Origin of the sequence: Pseudomonas sp. TE3-3-F2023 (assembly GCF_036784815.1) — a bacterium.
GTDB classification, from domain to species: Bacteria; Pseudomonadota; Gammaproteobacteria; order Pseudomonadales; family Pseudomonadaceae; genus Aquipseudomonas; species Aquipseudomonas pudica.
On record NZ_CP145113.1, the window covers coordinates 3,990,445 to 4,004,307 of the forward strand.

General features: G+C 65.3%; 13 protein-coding genes. 3 read left to right on the forward strand and 10 right to left on the reverse strand.

The features are described 5' to 3' along the window. Position 1: 1 nt before the first annotated feature. From pqqD to pedF, 8 genes are all read right to left on the reverse strand, one after another. The gene (gene pqqD / locus V3314_RS18035) at positions 2-274 is read right to left on the reverse strand and encodes a pyrroloquinoline quinone biosynthesis peptide chaperone PqqD (protein WP_046613878.1); all 273 of its coding nucleotides are present in this window, start codon (positions 272-274) and stop codon (positions 2-4) included. Between the two features lie 52 nt (positions 275-326). Then, positions 327-398 (reverse strand): pyrroloquinoline quinone precursor peptide PqqA, encoded by a 72-nt coding sequence (gene pqqA / locus V3314_RS18040; protein ID WP_003253598.1) that lies wholly within the window; start codon positions 396-398, stop codon positions 327-329. A gap of 271 nt (positions 399-669) precedes the next feature. Further along, on the reverse strand, positions 670-2,190 hold the full coding sequence (locus V3314_RS18045) for an aldehyde dehydrogenase family protein (RefSeq protein ID WP_338459428.1): 1,521 nt from the start codon (positions 2,188-2,190) through the stop codon (positions 670-672). Positions 2,191-2,352: 162 nt separating this feature from the next. Continuing rightward, positions 2,353-4,137 (reverse strand): PQQ-dependent alcohol dehydrogenase PedH, encoded by a 1,785-nt coding sequence (gene pedH / locus V3314_RS18050; protein ID WP_135002359.1) that lies wholly within the window; start codon positions 4,135-4,137, stop codon positions 2,353-2,355. Between the two features lie 154 nt (positions 4,138-4,291). Further along, on the reverse strand, positions 4,292-5,224 hold the full coding sequence (locus V3314_RS18055) for a quinoprotein relay system zinc metallohydrolase 1 (RefSeq protein WP_338459429.1): 933 nt from the start codon (positions 5,222-5,224) through the stop codon (positions 4,292-4,294). A 40-nt stretch (positions 5,225-5,264) separates the two neighbouring features. After that, positions 5,265-6,032, reverse strand: coding sequence for a quinoprotein dehydrogenase-associated SoxYZ-like carrier (locus V3314_RS18060; protein WP_046613882.1), 768 nt, complete (start codon positions 6,030-6,032; stop codon positions 5,265-5,267). Between the two features lie 145 nt (positions 6,033-6,177). Then, on the reverse strand, positions 6,178-7,053 hold the full coding sequence (locus tag V3314_RS18065; protein WP_338459430.1) for a transporter substrate-binding domain-containing protein: 876 nt from the start codon (positions 7,051-7,053) through the stop codon (positions 6,178-6,180). Between the two features lie 5 nt (positions 7,054-7,058). Further along, positions 7,059-7,520: a cytochrome c-550 PedF gene (pedF, locus tag V3314_RS18070; RefSeq protein ID WP_153671034.1), complete on the reverse strand. Its 462-nt coding sequence runs from the start codon at positions 7,518-7,520 to the stop codon at positions 7,059-7,061. Between the two features lie 254 nt (positions 7,521-7,774). On the opposite strand from pedF, the gene exaA reads away from it, so the two are divergent. Together exaA and V3314_RS18080 are read left to right on the forward strand one after the other, a co-directional pair. Then, positions 7,775-9,670 carry a quinoprotein ethanol dehydrogenase gene (gene exaA / locus V3314_RS18075; protein WP_108481153.1) on the forward strand — a complete coding sequence of 632 codons (1,896 nt, stop codon included), beginning with the start codon at positions 7,775-7,777 and terminating at the stop codon, positions 9,668-9,670. 89 nt (positions 9,671-9,759) lie between these two features. Continuing rightward, on the forward strand, positions 9,760-10,419 hold the full coding sequence (locus V3314_RS18080) for a pentapeptide repeat-containing protein (RefSeq protein WP_046613886.1): 660 nt from the start codon (positions 9,760-9,762) through the stop codon (positions 10,417-10,419). A 181-nt stretch (positions 10,420-10,600) separates the two neighbouring features. Here V3314_RS18080 and V3314_RS18085 read toward each other — a convergent pair whose 3' ends face one another. Together V3314_RS18085 and V3314_RS18090 are read right to left on the reverse strand one after the other, a co-directional pair. After that, positions 10,601-11,239 carry a response regulator transcription factor gene (locus V3314_RS18085; protein ID WP_046613887.1) on the reverse strand — a complete coding sequence of 213 codons (639 nt, stop codon included), beginning with the start codon at positions 11,237-11,239 and terminating at the stop codon, positions 10,601-10,603. Then, the gene (locus tag V3314_RS18090) at positions 11,239-12,513 is read right to left on the reverse strand and encodes a histidine kinase (RefSeq protein WP_046613888.1); all 1,275 of its coding nucleotides are present in this window, start codon (positions 12,511-12,513) and stop codon (positions 11,239-11,241) included. Before V3314_RS18090 ends, V3314_RS18085 begins: the two co-directional genes overlap by 1 nt. 151 nt (positions 12,514-12,664) lie before the next feature. Between V3314_RS18090 and V3314_RS18095 the strand changes: the two genes are divergently transcribed. Next, a complete protein-coding gene (locus tag V3314_RS18095; protein ID WP_046613889.1) occupies positions 12,665-13,858 on the forward strand; it encodes an ABC transporter substrate-binding protein in 1,194 nt (397 codons plus the stop codon). Positions 13,859-13,863 lie beyond the last annotated feature (5 nt).

Below are 13,863 nucleotides of genomic sequence, written 5' to 3' on the forward strand. Positions count from 1 at the left end.
CTCATTCGATCCAGTACTTGGCACGGGCCACCTCCAGGAACGCCAGGATGTCCTCGTCGAGCCCCGGCACACCGGGGAAACGCTGTGCCAGGCGGTCGATGACAGCCGCCACGCTGCGCTGGCCGTCCAGCAACTCGAGCACCCAACCGGCACTGGCGTTGAGCTCGATGATGCCCTCGGGGTACAGCAGCACATGGCACGCCTGGCGCGACTCCCAGCGCAGGCGAAAGCCCTTGCGCAAGGCCAGGGCTTGTTCGCGATCGATCAGGTTCACAACGGGCTTGCGCAATGAAGACCCGGCCATCGCGATGATGGCCGGACAGGCATCAACGATTGGCGAAGTACATCGTCACTTCGAAGCCGATGCGCAGGTCGGTAAAGGCGGGTTTAGTCCACATGGGGCATTCCTCTTCTTGGTGCCGGGCGATTCCGGTAGAGGCATTAATGCACGAGGGGCGACGGGGCCGAATGCTACTTTGGGACAGGTTTGCGGGGTGCGTTGGTAGGAAGGCAGGGAAAAGCCGAGGATTGATGTGTTGCTGTGCTGGCCTTATCGCCGGCAAGCCAGCTCCCACAGGTACTGCATGGGCCTTGAACCTTGTGCAGTACCTGTGGGAGCTGGCTTGCCTGCGATGGGCTGCAAGGCAGCCCCCGAGGCCCTCCCAGGCTTTAGAAGAAGCCCAGCGGGTTGATGTCGTAGCTCACCAGCAGGTTCTTGGTCTGCTGGTAATGATCGAGCATCATCTTGTGCGTCTCGCGGCCCACACCGGACTTCTTGTAGCCACCGAACGCGGCATGCGCCGGGTACAGATGGTAGCAGTTGGTCCACACGCGCCCGGCCTTGATCCCACGCCCCATGCGATAGGCACGGTTGATGTCACGGGTCCACAGCCCCGCGCCCAGGCCAAACTCGCTGTCGTTGGCGATCGCCAGGGCTTCGGCTTCGTCCTTGAAGGTGGTCACGCCCACCACCGGGCCGAAGATCTCCTCCTGGAACACCCGCATCTTGTTGTTGCCCTTGAGCAAGGTCGGCTGGATGTAGTAACCGCTGGCCAGGTCGCCGTCGAGCCGCTCGGCAGCGCCACCGGTGAGCAGCTGCGCGCCCTCCTCCCGGGCAACCTGCAGGTAGGAAAGGATCTTGTCGTATTGCTGCTCCGAGGCCTGGGCACCGACCATGGTCGCGGTGTCCAGCGGGTTGCCACGGGTAATCCTGGCGATCTTTTTCATCACCTCGGCCATGAACGACTCGTAGATCGACTCCTGGATCAGCGCCCGCGACGGGCAGGTGCACACTTCGCCCTGGTTGAAGAACGCCAGCACCAGGCCTTCGGCTGCCTTTTCGATGAACGCGGGCTCGGCCTGCATGATGTCTTCGAAGAAGATGTTCGGCGACTTGCCGCCCAGTTCGACGGTGGACGGGATGATGTTCTCGGCCGCGCACTTCATGATGTGCGAGCCCACCGGGGTGGAACCGGTGAAGGCGATCTTGGCGATGCGCTTGCTGGTGGCCAGGGCCTCGCCGGCTTCGCGGCCAAAGCCCTGGACGATGTTCAGCACGCCTGCCGGCAGCAGGTCGGCGATCAGCTCGGCGAAAATCGTGATCGACAGTGGCGTCTGCTCTGCCGGCTTGAGCACCACGCAGTTGCCGGCGGCCAGGGCCGGGGCGAGTTTCCAGGCGGCCATCAGCAGCGGGAAGTTCCACGGGATGATCTGCCCGACCACGCCCAGCGGCTCGTGGATATGGTAGGCCACGGTGCCTTCGTTGATCTCGGCTGCGCCGCCTTCCTGGGCACGGATGCAGCCGGCGAAGTAACGGAAGTGGTCCGCCGCCAATGGCACGTCGGCGTTGAGGGTTTCGCGCACGGCCTTGCCATTGTCCCAGCTTTCGGTAACGGCCAGTACTTCGAGGTTCTGTTCGATGCGGTCGGCAATCTTCAGCAGTACCAGGGCACGGTCCTGCACCGAAGTCTTGCCCCAGGCCTCGGCAGCAGCATGCGCGGCGTCCAGGGCCTGCTCGACGTCCTGGGCGCCGGAGCGCGGGAATTCGGCAATCGGCTGGCCGTTGACCGGCGAGCTGTTGGTGAAGTACTGGCCGCCCAGCGGCGGCACGAATTCACCGTTGATGAAGTTGCCGTAGCGTGGCTTGAAGGACACGATGGCGCCTGGGGTTCCGGGTTGTGCGTAGATCATGCTGAGCCTCTGCGGGTCGATGCCTGTCCGGCGACAGGCGATGGGCCGATGGTAAAAAGCCCCGCCTGCCGGGCGAATGCATCGTTGGCAGCGGGGCTCTCGTCATTTGGTAGTAGGGCCGCTTGCCGCAGGGTCTCCTGCAGCAAGCGGCAGGTTGTCGGCTTAGCGACTGGCGCTTGCCGTTTGCAGCTGCTTGGGCAGCTTGAAGGTCCAGAGCATGCCGCCCTGGTTGAAGTCCTTGACCCGCTTGGCCACTTCGCCGCCCCACAGCGGCACCGCACCACCCCAACCGGAAACCACCGAAACGTACTGTTCGCCGTCCATTTCCCAGGTTACTGGCGAGCCGAGCACGCCGGAGCCGGTCTGGAACTCCCAGACCTTGTCGCCGGTCTTGGCGTTGAACGCCTGCAGGAAGCCCTCCGGCGTGCCAGTGAATACCAGGTTGCCCTTGGTGGTCAGCACCCCGCCCCACAGCGGCGCGAAGTTCTTGTGGCGCCATACTTCCTTGCCACTGACCGGGTCGATGGCGCGCAGCACGCCGATGTAGTCTTCGTTGAGCGGCTTGATGGTGAAGCCGGCACCAAGGAACGCCGCGCCCTTCTTGTAGGCGATGCCTTCGTTCCAGATGTCCATGCCCCACTCGTTGGACGGCACGTAGAACAGCCCGGTGTCCTGGTTGTAGGCCATCGGCATCCAGTTCTTGGCACCGAGGAATGCCGGCGCGACGAACACCGAGCTGCCCTTGGCCTCGCTACCCGGCGCCCCCGGCCGGCTGGCCTCGTTGTAGATCGGCCGGCCGTCCTTGTCCAGGCCGGTGGCCCAGGTGATCTTGTCGACGAAGGGGAAGCCACGGATGAACTTGCCGTTGGTGCGGTCCAGCACGTAGAAGAAGCCGTTGCGGTCAGCGGTGGCGGCGGCCTTGACCTCCTTGCCGCCGTCCTTGTAGTTGAACGAGATCAGCTCGTTGACGCCGTCGAAGTCCCAGCCGTCATGGGGCGTGCTCTGGAAGTGCCACTTAATGGTGCCATCGTCGGGGTTCAGGGCCAGGCGCGACGAGGAATACAGGTTGTCGCCCGGGCGCAGGTGCGAGTTCCACGGTGCCGGGTTGCCGGTGCCGAACAGGATCAGGTTGGTTTCCGGGTCGTAGTAGCCGCCCAGCCAAGGCGCCGCACCACCGGTCTTCCACAGGTCGCCGGGCCAGGTCTTGCCCGCCTCGCCGCCGGAAATGCCATTCTCGATCGCCTTGCCGTCCTTGTACACGTAGCCCATGTGCCCTTCCACGGTCGGGCGCATCCACAGCAGCTCGCCGTTTTCCGGGTTGTAGGCCTGGATCTTGCCCACCACGCCAAACTCGCCGCCGGCAACGCCGGTGATCAGCTTGCCGTTGACGATCATCGGCGCGGCGCTGATGGAGTAGCCCTCCTTGTGGTCGGCCACCTTCTTGCTCCATACCACCTTGCCAGTGTCCTTGTTCAATGCCACCAGCTTGGCATCGAGGGTGCCGAAGAACACCAGGTTGCCGTACAGCGCAACGCCACGGTTGATCACGTCGCAGCACGGGCGAATGTCATCGGGCAGGCGCGCATCGTATTGCCACAGCTTCTTGCCGGTACGGGCGTCCACGGCGAACACCCGCGAGTAGGAGCCGGTCAGGTACATCACCCCGTCCTTGACCAGCGGCTGGGCCTGCTGGCCGCGCTGCTTCTCACCACCGAAGGAAAACGCCCAGACCGGCCGCAGGTCCTTGACGTTGTCGGTATTGAGCAGGTTCAGCGGGCTGTAGCGCTGGCCCTGCACGCCCAGGCCATTGGTCACGATCTGCTGCGGGTTCTTCGGGTCCTGGAGAATTTCTTCATTGCTGACAGCGGCGTGGGCTGCACCGGCAAGCAGCATGGCGCTGAGCAGCAGGCTCAAGGCGAACACGGGACGACGTGTGGATCGGGTCATGACGGCTACCTTTGGTTTTTTTGTTGTATCCGGGAAAACTTCCCGGTGTGTCGGGAATTCTTGGTCCCGACCTGCTTGCCAACAATTGCCCGCAGTGCTGAGTTTTCTAGTTCCTTGGTATCAGTGAACCTACGCGGCCCTCCGGGGGGCCGTGTCAGCCCTTGCTGTCCACGCGCCGCAGCTGCTGGCGTTCGTAGCGGGGGTACAGGTGGCTGACACTGCGAATCAGCTCGTATCGAGTCAGGCTGATACCAGCAAACCGCTCGGGTATCGGGCTGCGGATCATCTCGGCCATGTCATCGCCGCGCGCCGCGCCGTCACGCATCAACCCATCCAGCCAGCCCAGGTAATCACGCATCTGCGCAAACGGTCGGGCATCGCTGGCCAGCGGCCCGTGACCAGGTACCAGCTGCTTCCAGGGCAGCGCTTGCAAGGTGTCCAGGTCCTTCAGCCACACCTCCAGCCCCGGGGTGTTGGGCGTGGTCAGCGCGCGCTCGTGAAACACCAGGTCGCCGGCGAACAGCACACCGGTGCTTTCATCCAGAATCGCCAGGTCGGCACCGGTATGCCCGCCCAGCGCCAGCAGCCGCAGGCGGTGCCCACCCACCTCGTGAATACCCGGCTCCAGCACCCGGGTCGGCAGCACCACCTCGGTACCGCGCATCCAGTCGCCGACCAGGCGGTACATGTTCTCGGCCATGGCCTCGCCCTGCTGGCGCAACAGCTCGCCGGTACCGGCCAGGGCGCCGATGGGCACATCGGCAAAGGCCTGGTTGCCCAGCACATGGTCGGGGTGATGATGGGTCAGCAGCACTTCGACCACCGGCTTGTCGGTGGTGGCGGCAATGGCCTGGCGCAAGGCATCGCCGTAGCGTTTCGACGGCCCGCTGTCGATCACCACCACCCCGCTGTCGGTGACGATGAACGCGGTGTTGACGATATTGCCGCCGTTGTCCTTGGCAAAATTGTCGGTGCTGCCCTCCAGCAGCCAGGTGCCCTTGGCGATCTGCCGAGGCTTCAGGCGATAGTCCAGGTCTGCCCAGGCCGGCAGGCCCAGGCACAGCAGCAACAGCAGAATGCAACGCATGACGGGCGCCTCTGGTCAGGGATGGAGTCGGGCAACGCGTTCAGGGCACTGCCGCCTCGAACTGGTTGCCGCTGTTGTCCTGCAACACCAACCGGGTCGGCCCGGGGCCCTGGATGTCGAAGCCCAGGTTGGGGTTTTCGCTAACCGCCGGGTACAGTTCCAGGCTGGCCAGGCGCTGGCCGTCCGCGCCTTGCAGCTCGGCATGGTTGAGGAAAAATTCGGGAATGCCGCTGACCAGGCCGTTGTCCATCGGGTGGGCCACCTGCAGGCGCAAGCGGCTGCTGTCGCCGCGCGGGTAGCGCCCGCCCAGGACTTCACCGAGGTGCTCCTCCCAACCGGGCTGGGTGCGTACCACGCTGGGCGCGGTACAACCGCCGCCAGCGGCGTCGATCAAGGCCGAGCCGACATGCCACAGGCCGTCGCGCGTCAGCACCGCAGCGCGCAGCGGTGTGGCCTGCTCGATGCGGATACGGATCGACAACCAGGGCAGCACGCGCTCGCCGGGCTGGAAGTCGACAATGCGCGGCAGCGGGTTGAGTTCGGCCCAGGCGAGAATCCGCACCACCTCGCCGCTGAACGCCCGGGCGTCGATCTCCAGCGGCACCTGGCGGGCGTCTTCGGCAAACGGCGGCGCCAGCAGCTTGACCCGGTCATCGAACACGAACGCGGCCTGGCCCAGCAACTGCTTGTGGTAGAAGTCCCACATCACCGACGGCACCGGGTCCTTTTGGTTACTCGGCTCGCTGGCCAGGGCCTGTGCGGCCCAGGGCATCCAGCAGGCCAGCAGGAAAGTTGCTCGCCAGTTCATCGCCCACTCCTTGATGAAACAGTTGTCCATTGAGCCAGGGCCGCCCCTGTGGGAGCGGGCGTGCCCGCGAACACGGGCGAAGCCCGTGCCATCCTCCGCGGAGCCTGCTTCGCGGGCATGCCCGCTCCCACAGGATACGCATGCGCTACTGATACATTTCCGGGACTTGATAGCGCAGGCCGTAATGGGCATAAATCGCCTTCATCCGCCCATCACGAATCAACGCCTCAAGCGCCTCCTCCACCGCATAGGCCAGCTGCCGGTTGCTTTCATGCACCGCCATGCCGATCTCCCAGGCCTGCTTGCCAAGGTTCGGGTAGGCGTTCTCCGCCAGTGCCAGTTGCGGGTCGGCGGCCTGGTGCAGTTGCCAGTCAACCTCGCCGCGCATCGCCATCACCGCGTCTACCTGGCCGGCCTGCATGGCACCGAAGGCCTGCTGCACATTGGGGTAATGATGGGTCCTGGCGCTGAGCATGCCGTTGAACACGGAAGTCAGGTAGAACGACGGCACGCTGTCCACCTCGACCCCGATCGGGTGCTGCCGGAACACCGCGACACTGGCCACCGAGGCCAGGCGGCGGCGATCGTAGGCGACCTGCCAGCGCTCCTCCTGATAGGGGCCGAACATCACCACCTGGGCGTTTTCCAGCTCGCCCACCTCGTTGCGCCGCTGCGCGTAGGCATGGTCGTACGGCACCCGCATCATCAGGTCGGCCAGTTGCTGGTGACGCAGCGGGCTGCCACGCCAGATGTAGTCGCGCAGATCGTCGTCGAGCTTTTCTCCGGGTGGCGCCCAGATCAGTTGCAAGCGCACTCCCAACGCCGTGGCCAGGGCCTGCGCCAGTTCCACGTCGACACCACGCGGCTGGCCGTGGTCCTCGAAGCTGTAGGGCGCAAAGTCCTTGTACACCGCCACCTTCAGTTCGCCGGCGGCGATGATCGCGTCGTAGCTGCGCACCTGCGCCTGCGCCGCTGCGCAGCACAGCAGCAAGCCACTGAACAGCACCGCCAACAGACGCATGGCCGTCATTCCTCGACGTGTACGCTGTCCAGGTAGGTGCGCACCGCCCACAGGGCCTCCTGGCTCAGGTAGTCGGCCATCTTCGGCATGTACACCCGGCCGTCGCGGACCGCACCGTGGCGTACCCGCTCGACGAACCACTCATCCCCGGCCTCGCCGGCATCGAGCATGCGCAGATCCGGGGCGATACCCCCCGACTTGGCCTCCAGGCCATGGCAGGCGGCGCAGTTCTGGTTGTAGGCCGAGGCACCGATCTCCACGGCCTTGTCGTGCTCGGGAGAGCTGCGGTACGGGTTAACCGATGCCCAGCCATCGCCGTCCAGGGTTACGCCAGCGTCCTTGATGGGGGTCAGGCCCTTGGTTTCCACGGCCTGGGGCACCACATTGCCATGTGCCCAGGCCGTGCCGGTCAGCACTGCACTGGCAAGCAGCCCGGCAGCCAGCAAGACGTTGCGTTTTGTTGTCATTTTTATGCCCTCACGATTGCACGCAAGGCCTCAACCACAGAGGCCGTGTCGCCATCTTAGAAACAGCCCGCAAGCGGCCGAATGCTGCTTTGGTGGCCGCGCCTTACTCCCTTGGTAGTAGGGCTTGTGGCGAAGGGCCAAATGAGGTGCCCTGCGGGAATTATTCCCGGCAAGGGCGGGACATTTTCCGTATCCGGCGACGCCCGTGCCGTCCCACCCTGTGCAGGCCAAAACCTCCACTGGGAACTGCAACCATGACAACAAGAACGCTACCCGCCCTTTCCCCTCTGGCCCTGAGCGTGCGGGCCTTGCTGCTGGCCGGTAGCCTGGCCCTGAGCAACGCGGCCATAGCCGCCACCGCCCCAGCCGCACCTGCCGGCAGGAACGTGACCTGGGAAGACATCGCCAACGACCACCTGACCACCCAGGACGTGCTGCAGTACGGCATGGGCACCAACGCCCAGCGCTGGAGCCCGCTGGCCCAGGTCAATGACCAGAACGTGTTCAAGCTGACCCCGGCCTGGTCCTATTCCTTCGGCGACGAGAAGCAGCGCGGCCAGGAATCCCAGGCCATCGTCAGTGACGGCGTGGTCTACGTCACCGGCTCCTATTCGCGGGTGTTCGCCCTCGATGCCAAGACCGGCAAGCGCCTGTGGACCTACAACCACCGCCTGCCGGACAACATTCGCCCCTGCTGCGATGTGGTCAACCGCGGCGCGGCGATCTATGGCGACAAGATCTACTTCGGCACCCTCGACGCGCGGGTCATCGCCCTCGACAAGCGCACCGGCAAAGTGGTGTGGAACAAGAAGTTCGGCGACCACGCCGCCGGCTACACCATGACCGGCGCCCCGGTGCTGATCAAGGACAAGACCAGCGGCAAGGTACTGCTGATCCACGGCAGCTCCGGCGATGAATTCGGCGTGGTCGGCCAACTGTTCGCCCGCGATCCGGACACCGGCGAAGAGGTGTGGATGCGGCCCTTCGTCGAGGGCCACATGGGCCGCCTGAACGGCAAGGACAGCACGCCGACCGGTGACGTCAAGGCACCGTCCTGGCCGGACGACCCCACCACCGAAACCGGCAAGGTCGAAGCCTGGAGCCACGGCGGTGGCGCGCCTTGGCAAAGCGCCAGCTTCGACCCCGAGACCAACACCATCATCGTCGGTGCTGGCAACCCCGGCCCCTGGAATACCTGGGCGCGCACCTCGAAGGATGGCAACCCGCAAGACTTCGACAGCCTGTATACCTCAGGGCAGGTCGGCGTCGACCCCAGTACCGGTGAGGTGAAGTGGTTCTACCAGCACACACCCAACGATGCCTGGGATTTCTCCGGCAACAACGAACTGGTGCTGTTCGATTACAAAGGCAAGGACGGCAAGCTGGTCAAGGCCACTGGCCACGCCGACCGCAACGGTTTCTTCTATGTGGTGGACCGCAACAACGGCAAACTGCAGAACGCCTTCCCCTTCGTGGACAACATCACCTGGGCCAGCCACATCGACCTCAAGACCGGGCGCCCGGTGGAAAACCCAGGGCAGCGCCCGGCCAAGCCGCTGCCGGGCGAAACCAAGGGCAAGCCGGTGGAGGTCTCGCCACCCTTCCTTGGCGGCAAGAACTGGAACCCCATGGCCTACAGCCAGGACACCGGCCTGTTCTACATCCCCGGCAACCAGTGGAAGGAGGAGTACTGGACCGAGGAAGTGAACTACAAGAAGGGCTCGGCCTACCTGGGCATGGGTTTCCGCATCAAGCGCATGTACGACGACCACGTCGGCACCCTTCGCGCCATGGACCCGACCACCGGCAAGCTGGTCTGGGAGCACAAGGAGCACCTGCCGCTGTGGGCTGGCGTGCTGGCGACCAAGGGCAACCTGGTGTTCACCGGCACCGGCGACGGCTTCTTCAAGGCCTTCGACGCCAAGACGGGCAAGGAGCTGTGGAAGTTCCAGACCGGCAGCGGCATCGTCTCGCCGCCGATCACCTGGGAACAGGACGGCGAGCAGTACATCGGCGTGACCGTGGGCTACGGCGGCGCGGTGCCGCTATGGGGCGGCGATATGGCCGAACTGACCAAGCCGGTGGCCCAGGGTGGTTCGTTCTGGGTGTTCAAGATCCCCAGCTGGGACAACAAGACTGCACAGCGTTGACTGCATGAGTTGACGCATCACTGGGGCTGCGAAGGGCCGCAAAGCGGCCCCAGGGTGCATACCCGACTTCACATTGAGAGCCTTTCGCCATGAACTACCTGCCACTTGCCTTGCTGATCGTGCTGGCCCCTGCCATGGCCGAGAATGCCGACGACGTTGGCAACGATCCCCCCCTGACCATCAACGGCTGCGTGATTGCCGAAGCCAGCCAGTGCCCGGGGGCCGACCTGCGGGGCGCCAACCTGGCCAACCAGGACCTGCGCAAGATGAACCTGGCCGGCGCCGACCTGCGCGATGCCGACCTGCGCCATGCCCGGCTGGACCTGGCCAACCTGGAAAGGGCCAGCCTGCAAGGCGCCAACCTGACTCGCGCCAGCCTGCAGCAGAGCAACCTGCGCCTGGCCAACCTGAGCCATGGCCGGCTCGTGGCCGTTCAGGGTTGGGGCCTGTTTGCCCAGGGCGCGCAATTTGCCAAGGCCGACCTCAGCGCTGCGTACCTGCAGTTCGCCAGGTTGTCAGGGGCAAAGATGCAGCAGGCCAACCTGCGGGCGGCGGACCTGGAAATGGCCTGGCTGAGCAAGGCTGACCTACAAGAGGCCGACCTTGGCGATGCCAACCTGCAGGAGGCCAAGTTTGGCCAGAGCAACCTGGCCCGCGCCGACTTGCGCGGGGCGCGCCAGCACTACGGGAATTTTCAGGAGGCCAACATGGAGGGGTGCAAGGGGTGCCCCGAGACCTGGGACAATTGAGCCCGATATTCCTGCGTTACGCAGGCCCCCCTGTAGGAGCGGCCTTGTGTCGCGATGGGCTGCAAAGCAGCCCCGACGATTGCTGCGTTGACGCTGAAGCCCCTGGGGGCCGCTTTGCGGCCCATCGCGACACAAGGCCGCTCCTACAAGGCTCTGCGCAAAGTCCAGATAGCAGAATGCCTCACCCCGCCACCCGCACCACCCCCAGATCAATCCCCAGATGCACCAGCTCGGCATGGGAGCTGACCTGCAACTTGCTCTTGAGCAAAGTAAGGTGGTTGGACACGGTCTTGGCGCTGATGCACAGCTGCTCGGCAATCCCCCGTACCGGTGTGCCCTTGGCCAACATCACGAAAATCTCCAGCTCACGCTGGGTCATGCGCTGCAGGCGCGGGTCGCTGGCATTGTGCTGTGAGGTGCAGGCCAGCTGGGTGGCCAGGGGCTGTTCGATATAGGCATGCCCGGCCAACACCCGTTGCACCGCCTCGATCAGCACTTCGGGCGCCGAGTTCTTGGTCAGGTATCCCGAAGCCCCGGCATCCAGCGCCTGGCGTACCAACGGCAGTTCGTCATGCATGCTGAAGAACAGCACCCGCAGTTGCGGCAGGCGCTGACGCAGGCGCCGGGTGGTTTCCAGGCCGCTGATACCTGGCAGGCCGAAATCCATGATCACCAGGTTGGGCACTTGCTCCTGAACCCGGGCCAGCGCCTCTTCGCCACTGGCAGCCTCACGCACCTGTACTGTCGGCAGCACCGCACGCAACAGGCTGGCATAGCCCTGGCGGACCACGGCGTGGTCATCGACCAACACGATATTCATCACACCTCCATGGGAATGTTCAGGTCCAGCGCCCAGCCGGCACCCGGGCGGCTGAGAATGCGCAGTTCGCCGCCAAGGCTGCGGGCGCGCTCGGCCATCGAATGCAGGCCTACACCGGGGCGCTGAGGCTGGCTCGCACCGCAACCGTTGTCGCGAACCAACAGGCGCAAGCCCTTGGCGCTGCGTTGCAGGCGCACCCGTACCTGGCTGGCGCCAGCGTGCCGGGCGACGTTGGTCAATGCCTCCTGCAGCAAGCGATACAGATGCGTGCGGCTCGGCCCGGGCAACGCCGGCAGCCGCTCGCCGACCCTCAGGCGGCAATCGATACCCTGGCTGGCCTGCCATTGGCTAACCAGCAGGCCAAAGGCTTCGGCCAGTGGCATGTGCTGCAGCGCCAGCGGGTACAGGTTGTGTACCAGGGCGCGGAAACCTTGCTGCAGGCGTTCGCAATCGAGCTCCAGGGTGCGGGTCGTCTGCGCCACCGCGGTTGGCTGGTCGGCCACCATGCGCAGCAGGCAGAGCTGGGCCCGAATACCCGCCAGGTATTGTCCGAGGTCGTCGTGCAGGGTCTGCGCCAGCTGGGTGCGCTCCTGCTCCTGCACCGCCAGCAGGGCCTGGGTAAGTTGGGTATTGTCGCAGCGGGCCTGCTCCAGAGACGCGGTCATGCGGTTGAAGTGCTCCGCCAGTTGGCGCGCCTCTGGCAGGCCGGCCTCGCGCAGGCGTGTGGTCAATTGCCCACCCGAGACCTGGCGCAAGGCCTGCAGCAGATCGTCCAGCAAGCCCATGCCCCGCCGCACCGCCCAACGGATGGTCAACAAGCTCAGCAGCAACGCCAGACCGCACAGGATCAACAACTGCTGCAGGGAATCACGCACCTCGTCTATCTCATCCCGTGCATCCACGGTGATCATTACCCGGCGGCCATCCCCCAGCTCCAGCAGCCGGCTGCTGTCGTGGCGCTGGCCAAGCAGTTGGCGGCCCAGCCAGGCATCCAGGCCGGTTTCTTGCGGCAGCCGCGCAGGTTCATCCGCCGCCAGCCAGTGCACCCGCACATGGCGCAGGCTTTGCGTCAGCCGTGGTTGCAGGCTCTGCGGGTCGCGCTCGGCAGTGTCGCCGAGGTATGCCACCACGGCTTGCGCCGACTGCAACTCCCGCTCCACATCAGCCACCGCCTGGTGCAACAGCACCCCGGCACAGGCCAGCGTCAACATCGCGAAGCAACAAGTGACCCAGAGGTTGATCCGCCACAGGGCCGAAAGGTTGACAAGGCGCATTGGCAGTTCTCCTCGGGGTTGCTGCGGCCATCGTAAAACCCGCGCCCATGTGGTGAATTACTACCTTGGTACCGGGCGAGCGCTACTTTCTGCATATTTCCCGCTCCCGGCGGGCTTCCTATGCTGGCGCCATCTGCCGTGGAGTTGCCTTATGCGCCTGCCTGCCCACCTTGCCATGACCTGCCTGCTGGCCCTGGCCGCGACGCTTGCTGCAAGCCCGGCTCCCGCCGCGCAGGCCCAAGGCGGGGAACCGTTGCAGGTGCGCATCGGCTATCTCGGCTATCGCCCCGATCCCGGCCCGCTGCTGTCCAACATCATTCCCGAACCCACCGATGCCGGGCTGCAGGGCGCCGAACTGGCGATTGTCGACAGCAACAGCAGCGGGCGTTTTCTCAAACAGGAATTCCACCTGGCCAATGCCACCGTCGAAAGCCCCGAAGCCCTGCTGCAAGCTGCCAAGGCCCAGCATGACCAGGGCCTGCGGCTGTTCGTGGTAAATGCCCCCGCCGCCAGCTTGCGCGCGCTGTCTGACGCCCTGCCCGACAGCCTGCTGTTCAACGCCGGCAGCCCGGACGACAGCCTGCGCAGCAACCAGTGCCTGGGCAATGTGCTGCACAGCCTGCCAAGCCGTGCCATGCTGGCCGATGCCCTGGCGCAATTCCTGGTGCTGCGCAAATGGCAGCGGGCGCTGTTGGTCGTCGGCCAGACCGACGACGACCGCGCCTACGCCTCGGCCCTGCGCCGGTCCATGAAGCGCTTCGGCATGCAGCTGGTCGCGGAGAAAGCCTGGACATTCGACAACGACCAGCGCCGCAGCGCCCAGGCCGACATGCCGCTGTTCACCCAAACCGCCGAGTACGACGTGGTGCTGGTGGCCGACGAGCGCGGCGACTTCGGCGAGTACCTGCCCTACCAGACCTGGTACCCGCGCCCGGTGGCCGGCACCCAGGGCCTGACCCCTACCGGCTGGCACAGGACCGTGGAAACCTTCGGCGCGGCGCAGTTGCAAAAGCGCTTCGAAGCCCAGGCCGGGCGCTGGATGAACGACCGCGACTTCGCCGCCTGGATGGCCGTGCGCAGCATCGCCAGCGCAGCAAGCAAACTGCGCCAGGCCGAGCCCCGCGCCCTGCAGCAACTGCTGCTCAGCGAGCAGTTGCCGCTGGACGGTTTCAAGGGCCGCAAGCTCAGCTACCGCCCGTGGAACGGCGAGCTGCGCCAGCCGATCCCGCTGGTGCAGCCGCGGGCCCTGGTCAGCACTTCGCCGCAGGAGGGCTTCCTGCACCCGTTCAACGAAATGGACAGCCTGGGCTACGACAAGCCCGAAGTGACCTGCGGCTACCCCTGACCCGA